This is a genomic window from Salinimonas sediminis (genome assembly GCF_003429285.1).
GTDB classification, from domain to species: domain Bacteria; phylum Pseudomonadota; class Gammaproteobacteria; order Enterobacterales; family Alteromonadaceae; genus Alteromonas; species Alteromonas indica.
Genome location: NZ_CP031769.1, coordinates 4229301 through 4240000 on the forward strand (window position 1 = coordinate 4229301; position 10700 = coordinate 4240000).

Sequence of the window (10700 nt, forward strand, 5' to 3'; positions counted from 1 at the left end):
TTTCCTGCCTGTTAGTTAATTAACCGCCCTGCTGGGCCTGGTCCCATGGCTGAGGGGTTACCTTTGCGCCAGGTTTTACTTTTTGGTAGCCGGCCACAATGACTTGTTCGCCTTCGCTAACACCACTGGTTACCAGATACTGATTTTTATAACTACGCGGGGTTTCTATCGTGCGCACTTCCACTGTGTTATTACTGCCTACCACATAGACGGTCAGTGAACCGTCTTGCTGACGGGTAGTCGCACGCTGGGGGACTAACAGCCCCTGGTCATTGGATTTAATCACATTGGCTTTGACAAACAGGCCGGGCATGAGCACGCTGTCAGGGTTTGGCATAACAGCGCGCAGGGTTACACTGCCGGTGGTTTCATCAACAGTGACCTCAGAAAACTTCAGCATGCCTTGTTTTTCGTATTTGGTATTGCTGGCTTCATCAAGGATAATTTCTACCGGCATTTCTTCACGGCCCTGCATGGAACGACGCAGCTCAACTATCGCTTTACCTGAATTCTGCATATCCACAAATACCGGGTCCAGTTTGGTTATGGTGGCCAACTCCTGGGATTGATTCGCGGTGACCAGCGTGCCCACCGTCACATATGAGCGACTTATCTGGCCGCTAATGGGTGCATACACCTTGGTGTAGTCTACATTTACCTGGGCTAGCTCAATAGCAGCTTCGGCCACAGCAATCTGAGCCTCGGCCTGGTCACTTTGTGCCACCACATCATCATATTCCTGTTCGCTGATAGAATTACGCGACAGCAAATCTTGGTAGCGCTTTTCTTTTGCTTTAAGGGTTTTAAGGTTTGCTTCAGCACTTTTTAAATCTGCTTTTGCGCTGGCCAACTCGGCTTTGTAGCGGGCATCATCAATGTGATAAAGCTGCTGGCCTTTTTCTACTACCGCACCTTCTTCAAACAGGCGTTCGGTAATGACGCCGGCTACCTGGGGGCGTACCTGAGACTGGCGAAAGGGGGTTATCCTTCCAGGTAAGGATAAAATATCAGGCACTGATGTGCTTTTGATAGTTACCACCGACACAGCGGTAGGGGGTTGCTGCTGCGCGCCTGCCCCTGCCTGTTCAGCACTTTCTGTGCAGCCTGTAACAATCAAAATCGACAAAACCGTCGCCATCGACAAGAAGATTTGCTTCATAGTATTTACTTTCCCGAATATACGCTGGACAAAATGGTCCCAAACCTTTACATTTTTAAAGATACGTTCTTGTATGTATGTTGTCAAACTAAAGCAGGACTCGCCTGATGCGCCGAACCAAAGAAGAAGCCGAACAAACCAAACAAGCCATCCTGGATGCTGCGATAGATGTTTTTTCCGAACGCGGTGTAGCCAAGGCATCACTGGAAGAAGTGGCCAAAGCTGCCGACGTTACCCGAGGTGCGGTGTACTGGCATTTCAAAAACAAAATCGAAATATTCGACGCTTTGCATGAAAACCTGCATACCCCATTTATCGAGCAAATCCTTGAGGGATTAGAGGTTGAACACCCTAACCCGGTAGGTCAGTTACAATCCATTTGTACGAAACTCATACTGGCACTAGATCAGGATAAGAAGCTCTGTAAAGCCATTCAACTTTTTATGTTCAAATGCGACTATTCGGGCGATTTTGAACAATGCAAAGTACGCTTTAATAGACAAAAGCTTGAAAAGCTTCAGGCTTTTGAAGCCTACTTCGATAAAGCCAAACAACAGGACACCCTTCCCGCTGATGCTGATCCCAAAATTCTCGCCCTGTCGGTTAACTGCTTCATCCGTGGTGTAGTAAGCGAATACCTTGATTCACCAGAAGAATTCAACCTACAGCATGACTTGCCCCGAATGATGCAACTTTTCTTTGACAGTATCCTTAAACCGGCAGCGTAAATCGGTCAGTGGTGCAAAAAACACCATGAACGGAGATTCTATTGAGCTACGGATTACCGGTGGCTTTCATTAATGTCTGATAGGCCCATGTTAAGCGCTGGGCACTGCGCAGATCGCCGCCTTTATCAGGATGATACTGATGCTGCAGCTTTCGGTATTGGCGCTTTACTGTGGCTGAGTTACGCCAGTCTTCTTCGGCCAGCTGTAATAGTGCACAAGCTTGCTCAATATCCTGCGGCCCTACCTTAACGTTAGTGTAGGTATGCATATTCTGCCAAAATGAATCGAGCATTTGCTCTACATCCTGACTTTGGGTCGTGCCAAAGTGCTGCCAGTCCAAATAGTAGCGCTGCAGGGAATCATCCGTGGAGGCGCACGCCAATGCGCCATGCTGTCCGGAACTGCGGCTGGAAGGAAAATCACGCAGCTGAATGTTCAGTGCACTTACCGTTAGGTCACCGCTGTGTTGTTCAGCCCATTTCAACTGAAGCCGGTACAGACAGTGGAATAATACAAAGTGGGTTTGAAATAAGGTTAGCGGCTCGCGCAATGCGTCTGGGTCAAATAAGTGATAAGGCGCTTCACTCAATATTTTTATAAGTGAGTATTCACTTATGCCCTGACTTAATGTATCCCACTCGGCTTCCAGCGCCTGCGTCACCGAGGTGACCAATGGATGCTCCTCTATAGCCACCCTATATCTCCTGGTTATAAAAAAATTCGCTATATTACCCCTTGTTAAAGCGGCAATTTGCTAGTGAATAAGGTAATTTAATAATATGCATACAACAATAAAAAGGATAACACCTTGAGAACCCTAGTTGCTTTAACCAGTATTGTCAGTTTTTTAATGGTGCTATTGCCCGGTCCGCTATACCAGTTCATTGGCTTGCCATTAAGCACGGCTTTTACCCTATTGCGCTATGGGGTATTCGTAGCCGGTGCAGCACTGATTTTGATTATTCTGCAAGTCTTGGTAGCACGAAAAAGTGTGCGGTGGGGCAGTACGCTTATTTATGCCGTGATGGCGCTGGTGGCGGTCGGCCTGCCCTTAAGTATGATGGGCAAAGCCAGTACCGTACCGCCTATCCACGATATCACTACCGATGTCACCAACCCACCAGAGTTTGTTGCCATCGCACCGTTACGCAAGAATGCGCCGAACCCTCTAGACTACGAAGGCGGTGCGGTTACTACGCAGCAGCTTAAGGCTTATCCAGAGCTCAAAACACAGTTATTTGCTCAACCGATAGAGCAGGTGTATCAGGCTGCTATAGATACTGTTGATGCATTAGGCTGGGAACGGGTTACCCAAAACGCTCAACCACATACTATTGAAGCGACGGACACAACCTTGTGGTTTGGTTTTAAAGATGACGTAGTCATCCGTTTACGCGCCAAAGACGATGACACCCTGGTTGATGTTCGCAGCAAATCCCGGGTTGGGAAAAGCGATTTAGGTAAAAACGCCGAACGGATCCAGACATTTATTGATGCTTTGCGAGAGCGTACCGATGCGTCCGTTAACTAAGCACCGCTAGTGCCGCCCCTATCAATAGGTTGGGGCGCTAGCTGCGTAACCCCGAACAACGGTTGCGGCTCAAAATTAAATGCCCTTACGTTTTTCCCGAGGCGTTAGGCAATAGTAATAAAAGTAATAATAAGGGTACTGCACCCTGAGTAAGCCATCGTGCCGGGTTACCCCGGCGCTGGTTATTTACCATCGGTAACGGTAATTGTTTCAGGCAGGTCTTCCCCTTTCCGAATTCGCGGTAAACTAGCGCAAAATTCGCCGTAACCCCCTCCACTTAAGATTAGACTGGGAACAATCTCGCTGAGACTGCGATATACCAAGCCTTTGCGCTGGGTGAGCTTTCCGAACTGGGGTATTGGGGTACTGGGGTACTGGGGTACTGGGGTACTGGGGTTATAGGATTATGGCTATTCAGCGCATAACTGGTAGCTGTTTTCGGCTTACAAGGTGCTAATTAAAAACCTCAGGCATTACGACCAGCAGCCAGCTCTCGTTAACCTGCCTTTCGCACTTATGGCATAACATTGGTGAGGCACACTGTCAGATAGTTTACTCTACCAGCGGGTAATAGCATGCCTGGTTCGTGGGCGTTCTTACTGTTGACGGTAGCGACATATCAATCTGCATTAAGAATCACCTTTCAGTGTTTGATACCTTTTGGCGATTAGGATTACATAAATAGATTATATAGATTGTTTTAATGCATTTTGATTCTTTGTGCCTATCATCTATTATTCCTGCACATCGAAAAGGGCTGAGCCCTTTTGGTATTACGACAGATAGTGGAGGAACCTATGTCGAATAAACGCTGTCCTATGACCACCAGTGCAGGTGCACCAGTAGCAAATGATAATCAAAGCCGCACGGCAGGCGCACGCGGTCCGGTAACATTTGATAACCATTATCTGTTTGAAAAGCTGGCGCACTTTAACCGTGAACGTATACCGGAGCGGGTTGTACATGCCCGCGGTAGTGCTGCATACGGTACATTTACCCTGACCAAAAGCTTAAGTGACTATACCGTGGCCGATTTTTTACAAGAGCCTGGTCAGCAAACAGATATCTTTTTACGTTTTTCCACCGTGGGCGGTGGCCAGGATTCCAGCGATTATGCTCGAGACCCCCGCGGCTTTGCCCTTAAGTTTTATACTGACAGAGGAAATTGGGATATCGTAGGTAATAACACCCCGGTGTTTTTCCTGCGCGATGGAATTAAGTTTCCTGACTTTATCCACAGTCAGAAAAAGAACCCAAGAACGAATTTGCCAGACCCTCAGGCTATATACGAATTTTGGGCGAACAATCCCCAGTCGTTACACCAGTCGACTATTTTGATGTCTGACCGGGGTATTCCCTTGTCGTATCGGCATGTGAATGGTTATAGCTCGCATACACTTAGCTTGTGGAATGAAAAGGGCGAGCGATTCTGGGTGAAATGGCACTTTAAAACCAATCAGGGCATTAAAACCCTGACCAATGAAGAAGCCGCCACCCGACCGGCGTTCGGCGCGCAGCAAGATTTAGTCGAGAGCATAGACAAAGGTGAGTTCCCGTCATGGACCGTAAATGTGCAAATCATGACTGAGGAAGAAGCAAAAAATTATCGAATTAATCCGTTTGATGTGACAAAGGTATGGCCGCACAGTGATTATCCGTTAATCGAGGTGGGTCAGCTTGAGCTTAACCGTAATGTAGATAATTTCTTTGCCGAAAATGAACAGGCAGCATTTGCGCCAAGTAATGTGGTTCCGGGTGTAGGTGTATCGCCCGACCGGATGCTACAGGCTCGTCTACTGGCTTATCAGGATGCTCACCGTTATCGGATTGGTGCTAACTACAACCAGATTCCAGTCAATGCGCCGCGCTGCCCGGTTCATAACTATCAGCGCGATGGCGCCTTTGCTGGCATCACCCCAAGTATCGCGGGTAGCGGTGCGAACTTTTATCCCAATAATCGGGGCGATAATGGTGCACCCGCTGAAGTGCCTGACGTTCAAGAACCGCCGATGGCGTTGGAGCACGATGCCTGGTTAGATATTTATGATAACCGGGATGATGATAACTTTAGTCAGGCGGGTGATTTGTTCTGCATGATGAGTGAAGATCAGAAAAACCAATTAGTGAATAATATCGCTGACGGGTTGAGCCAATGTACACTGGATGTTCAACAGGCAATGTTTGAACAATATGATAGCGCACACGAATACTATGGCAAGCGGGTTAGACAAGAGGTGCTTAACCGTCTTGGCTAAGACTGACCGCACCAATAGAAGCGAAGCCTATTAACGCTTTGTCCTTATTAATACAACAGCCTGGCAGATACGCCGGGCTGTTTTATATGGGCCGGTAAAGCCAACATAGAGTCAATAGAATACGTCACGGGCTACGGTTTCAAAACTTTCGAACTGTGGCTTACCAAAGAAGTATCCTTGTTGCTTAACCACCCCCATCTCAGCCAGGGTATCGCGTTCAGCTTTTGTTTCTACGCCCTCTGCCAGTACATCTATCCCCAACTGTCGACACAATGAGGTGAGTGCATTAACAATCGCTTTCTTTTTACGATCGCTATCTATATTTCTAATTAGGTGCATGTCAATTTTTATACTGTCAGGGGCTAAGTCAGCCAGCCAATCGAGATTAGCGTAACCTGAGCCGAAATCGTCCAGAGCAGTGGCAAAGCCCATTTCCTTATAATAATCGATAATTCGCTGCAAGTGAGCCGTGTCATTTATGTGAGCGCTTTCAACTACTTCAAAAGTTATATTAGATAGTGGAAAGCCATACAGCTGGGCCGCTTTTAACGTTGTCTTTATACAAATATCCGGTCGGTAGATTGCCCCGGGCATAAAGTTGATATTAAGACGCTCCGTGATGCCAGCGCCGGCTGCCAATGCAATTGCTTTTACCCGACAAGCTTGATCAAAACGGTAAATATACTCAGCGTTAACTTTTTCCATAATAGTATAGGCGGGTTCATTGTTTACGCCCCGTACAAGACCTTCATAACCAAATACAGAACGCTGCTCCAGGTCAACTAATGGCTGGAACGCCATCGAGAAATCGAAAGGTAACGCCTGGCCGTTACGACAGCCTTCGCAGGGTAATTCTTTGGCGTTCTCTTCAATAATGTACAACGGGAGATCGGTAGCCGATACGTTTGAAAATTTCCTCATGGTGAAGTCGAAATTCCAATTTTATGAGTTTGAAACAAGCCTTTTAAGAGGTAAGGCAATTTATGCTATCTGCAAACGATCGTATTGTGTGGTTATGCCTAATACATTTACCGTTTGGTCACGCGCCAATATTGTAGGGAAGAGTACTCTTTAGCCGATTGCTACAATATTCCATAGTATGGCGTAGCAAGGGGTAGCCCCTAGTTGAGCTGTTAGCCGCTTGCCACGTTACGCTATTACTGTACCGTATTTTCAGCCGCTTTTATTTTGCGTAATCCTACCTTACCATTTACCGGATCTCACCATTGAAATGCTATGTTGAGGAATAGCGATCCTATTATAGGGATTACATTCTATAACTTTTGATTGGGCTCCCCTTAATAATATGACGGCACATCTGTTTGCCCGCCGTGCACGTTGTAGCAAGAGATCTAGGCAATGTGATGCCCCAATGTGAACTATTACGTAGCGTGTAAGCAGTAAGGTTCAGCGAAGTGGCGGCTGTGCTACCGCTCTGCATACAGCGCTTACATGAGATTGGGCCCCCAGTGGGCTTTATTCGGTATTCCAGGACGATAAGGAATGACTGATGTATTTTTCAAAAGTACAGAAAGGTCAGACTCTGCGAGAACATAAGGAATTGGCTTTGGCGTGGATGAATGCGAGAAGCAAACCTAACCAAATTACCATCCCTACTTCGATTTTGTCACAGCCACAAAGAAGCCCCTGTCTTTCGACAAGGGCTTCTTCATAGAATGGGACTGCTTCACAGCGAGTCGTGGCGGCTGTGCGACACAAAACACTATCCTGACACCTTATGCTTTATTTTGTCACGGCCACAAAAAAGCCCCTGTCTTTCGACAAGGGCTTCTTCGTAGAATGGGCCTGCTTCACAGCGAGTCGTGGCGGCTGTGCGACACAAAGCGCTTTCCTGATACCTGAGAGAGCAGTCGGGTGCTCTGACAAATGGGTAAGTCTGCTCAGGCACGGCTTTGCTGCACTGAATCGCGAAATTACTCTGGCTAATCTACTGGCCGTAAAAACGAAAAAAGCCCCTGTCTTTCGACAAGGGCTTCTTCGTAGAATAGGCCTGCTTCACAGCGAGTCGTGGCGGCTGTGCTACACAAAGCACTATCCTGAACCTTATGCTTTATTTTGTCACGGCCACAAAAAAGCCCCTGTCTTTCGACAAGGGCTTCTTCGTAGAATGGGACTGCTTCACAGCGAGCCGTGGCGGCTGTGCTGCACAAAGCGCTTTCCTGATACCTGAGAGAGCAGTCGGGTGCTCTGACAAATGGGTAAGTCTGCTCAGGCACGGCTTTGCTGCACTGAATCGCGAAATTACTCTGGCTAATCTACTGGCCGTAAAAACGAAAAAAGCCCCTGTCTTTCGACAAGGGCTTCTTCGTAGAATGGGAGTCTGGCGGTGTGCTACTCTCACATGGGGAAACCCCACACTACCATCGCCGCTAATACGTTTCACTTCTGAGTTCGGAATGGGATCAGGTGGTGCCGTATCGCTATGGCCGCCAGACAAAAACTTTTTGTGCAGAATACGTTTTATATCCTGCGTAAGGAGGACCTGCTGTGCGCTTAAGCGCGCGGCCTGTCAGCCTTACTTTAAAACTTAACAATTCGGGAAATCTGATATTCAATCAATCATTGAGTAACGTTGCTACTCTCACTTATTTTAGCTTGTCTCTACCACAACCCGTCGCGCATGAAGCCGCTTAGGGTTGTATGGTTAAGCCTCTCGGGCAATTAGTACAGGTTAGCTTAACGCCTTACAACGCTTCCACACCCTGCCTATCAACGTTGTAGTCTACAACAACCCTTCCGGACTTTAAAAGTCAGGGATGACTCATCTTGGGTTCGGCTTCCCGCTTAGATGCTTTCAGCGGTTATCCGTTCCGAACGTAGCTACCGGGCAATGCTATTGGCATAACAACCCGAACACCAGCGGTTCGTCCACTCCGGTCCTCTCGTACTAGGAGCAGCTCCCCTCAATCATCCAACGCCCACACCAGATAGGGACCGAACTGTCTCACGACGTTCTAAACCCAGCTCGCGTACCACTTTAAATGGCGAACAGCCATACCCTTGGGACCGACTTCAGCCCCAGGATGTGATGAGCCGACATCGAGGTGCCAAACACCGCCGTCGATATGAACTCTTGGGCGGTATCAGCCTGTTATCCCCGGAGTACCTTTTATCCGTTGAGCGATGGCCCTTCCATACAGAACCACCGGATCACTATGACCTACTTTCGTACCTGCTCGACGTGTCTGTCTCGCAGTTAAGCTAGCTTATGCCATTGCACTAACCTCACGATGTCCGACCGTGATTAGCTAACCTTCGTGCTCCTCCGTTACTATTTGGGAGGAGACCGCCCCAGTCAAACTACCCACCAGACACTGTCCACAATCCCGATAAGGGACCTATGTTAGAACATCAAACATACCAGGGTGGTATTTCAAGGTCGGCTCCACGCAAACTGGCGTCTGCGATTCAAAGCCTCCCACCTATCCTACACAAGTAGGTTCAATGTTCAGTGCCAAGCTGTAGTAAAGGTTCACGGGGTCTTTCCGTCTAGGTGCGGGTACACAGCATCTTCACTGCGATTTCAATTTCACTGAGTCTCGGGTGGAGACAGCGTGGCCATGGTTACACCATTCGTGCAGGTCGGAACTTACCCGACAAGGAATTTCGCTACCTTAGGACCGTTATAGTTACGGCCGCCGTTTACCGGGGCTTCGATCAAGAGCTTCTCCGAAGATAACCCCATCAATTAACCTTCCGGCACCGGGCAGGTGTCACACCCTATACGTCCTCTTTCGAGTTTGCAGAGTGCTGTGTTTTTAATAAACAGTCCCAGCCACCTGGTCACTGCGGCCCTCATTCGCTCAAGGAGTAAATCCTATCACCAACAAGGGCGTACCTTCTCCCGAAGTTACGGTACTATTTTGCCGAGTTCCTTCACCCGAGTTCTCTCAAGCGCCTTAGTATTCTCTACCTGACCACCTGTGTCGGTTTGGGGTACGGTTTATATAATCATAAGTTTAGAAGCTTTTCCTGGAAGCAGGGCATCAACAACTTCACTCCCTTGGGAGCTCGTCTCGTGTCTCGACTTTAAGTGTCCGGATTTACCTAAACACTCGGTCTACGCACTTTCACCTGGGCTACCAACGCCAGGCTTGCCTAGCCTTCTCCGTCCCTCCATCACTGATTATACAAGTACGGAAATATTAATCCGTTTCCCATCGACTACGCATTTCTGCCTCGCCTTAGGGGCCGACTTACCCTGCCCTGATTAGCATGGGACAGGAAACCTTGGTCTTCCGGCGTGGGGGTTTTTCACCCCCATTATCGTTACTCATGTCAGCATTCGCACTTGTGATATGTCCAGCAAACCTCTCGATTCACCTTCATCCACTTACACAACGCTCCCCTACCCAGAGGACATCCTGAATGCTACTTCTTCGTTCTTTATCTTCACCACCTTGTGATGAACGCTTTACCAGCGGCTGCTTACGCAGGTCGCTGTTAGCTTAAATAGCATTGAGTGATGTCCTCTGCCGCAGCTTCGGTATATTGCTTAGCCCCGTTACATCTTCCGCGCAGGCCGACTCGACTAGTGAGCTATTACGCTTTCTTTAAAGGGTGGCTGCTTCTAAGCCAACCTCCTAGCTGTCTGTGCCTTCCCACATCGTTTCCCACTTAGCAATATTTTGGGACCTTAGCTGGCGGTCTGGGTTGTTTCCCTCTCCACGACGGACGTTAGCACCCGCCGTGTGTCTCCCGGATAGTTCTCATTGGTATTCGGAGTTTGCAAAGGGTTGGTAAGTCGGGATGACCCCCTAGCCTTAACAGTGCTCTACCCCCAATGGAATTCGTCCGAGGCTCTACCTAAATAGATTTCGGGGAGAACCAGCTATCTCCCGGTTTGATTGGCCTTTCACCCCCAGCCACAGGTCATCTCCTAACTTTTCAACGTTAGTGAGTTCGGTCCTCCAGTTGATGTTACTCAACCTTCAACCTGCCCATGGCTAGATCACCGGGTTTCGGGTCTATACCTAGCAACTAAACGCGCAGTTAACACTCGCTTT

6 protein-coding genes and 2 rRNA genes (1 of these 8 only partly in view) are annotated in these 10700 nt (G+C 48.3%); 3 read left to right on the top strand and 5 right to left on the bottom strand.

Features of this window, described 5'->3' with window-relative positions; all coding sequences use genetic code 11:
- Positions 1 to 19 precede the first annotated feature (19 nt).
- Positions 20 to 1159, bottom strand: coding sequence for an efflux RND transporter periplasmic adaptor subunit (locus D0Y50_RS18535; protein ID WP_108566642.1), 1140 nt, complete (start codon positions 1157 to 1159; stop codon positions 20 to 22).
- A gap of 107 nt (positions 1160 to 1266) precedes the next feature.
- Between D0Y50_RS18535 and D0Y50_RS18540 the strand changes: the two genes are divergently transcribed.
- The gene (locus tag D0Y50_RS18540) at positions 1267 to 1887 is read left to right on the top strand and encodes a TetR family transcriptional regulator (RefSeq protein ID WP_108566641.1); all 621 of its coding nucleotides are present in this window, start codon (positions 1267 to 1269) and stop codon (positions 1885 to 1887) included.
- A gap of 46 nt (positions 1888 to 1933) precedes the next feature.
- Here the strand turns inward: D0Y50_RS18540 and D0Y50_RS18545 are convergent, their stop codons facing one another.
- A complete protein-coding gene (locus tag D0Y50_RS18545; protein WP_170145552.1) occupies positions 1934 to 2581 on the bottom strand; it encodes a DNA-J related domain-containing protein in 648 nt (215 codons plus the stop codon).
- A 114-nt stretch (positions 2582 to 2695) separates the two neighbouring features.
- Here D0Y50_RS18545 and D0Y50_RS18550 point away from each other — a divergent pair, with 114 nt between their 5' ends.
- Together D0Y50_RS18550 and D0Y50_RS18555 are read left to right on the top strand one after the other, a co-directional pair.
- Positions 2696 to 3418, top strand: coding sequence for a DUF1499 domain-containing protein (locus tag D0Y50_RS18550; RefSeq protein WP_108566639.1), 723 nt, complete (start codon positions 2696 to 2698; stop codon positions 3416 to 3418).
- 797 nt (positions 3419 to 4215) lie between these two features.
- Complete coding sequence (locus D0Y50_RS18555; RefSeq protein ID WP_117318395.1) at positions 4216 to 5673, top strand: catalase; 1458 nt, start codon at positions 4216 to 4218, stop codon at positions 5671 to 5673.
- Between the two features lie 111 nt (positions 5674 to 5784).
- On the opposite strand, the gene D0Y50_RS18560 is transcribed toward D0Y50_RS18555, so the two are convergent.
- From D0Y50_RS18560 to D0Y50_RS18575, 3 genes are all read right to left on the bottom strand, one after another.
- Positions 5785 to 6594: an EAL domain-containing protein gene (locus D0Y50_RS18560; protein ID WP_108566637.1), complete on the bottom strand. Its 810-nt coding sequence runs from the start codon at positions 6592 to 6594 to the stop codon at positions 5785 to 5787.
- 1418 nt (positions 6595 to 8012) lie between these two features.
- Positions 8013 to 8128, bottom strand: a 5S ribosomal RNA gene (gene rrf / locus D0Y50_RS18570).
- A 206-nt stretch (positions 8129 to 8334) separates the two neighbouring features.
- Positions 8335 to 10700: ribosomal RNA gene (locus tag D0Y50_RS18575) — 23S ribosomal RNA — on the bottom strand; it runs 616 nt beyond the window's last position.

What these genes read in the sequence shown, in the direction of transcription:
- D0Y50_RS18535 (WP_108566642.1), bottom strand. Translation starts at nt 1,159, where the DNA reads ATGAAGCAAATCTTCTTGTCGATGGCGACGGTTTTGTCGATTTTGATT.
- D0Y50_RS18540 (WP_108566641.1), top strand. Translation starts at nt 1,267, where the DNA reads ATGCGCCGAACCAAAGAAGAAGCCGAACAAACCAAACAAGCCATCCTG.
- D0Y50_RS18555 (WP_117318395.1), top strand. Translation starts at nt 4,216, where the DNA reads ATGTCGAATAAACGCTGTCCTATGACCACCAGTGCAGGTGCACCAGTA.
- D0Y50_RS18560 (WP_108566637.1), bottom strand. Translation starts at nt 6,594, where the DNA reads ATGAGGAAATTTTCAAACGTATCGGCTACCGATCTCCCGTTGTACATT.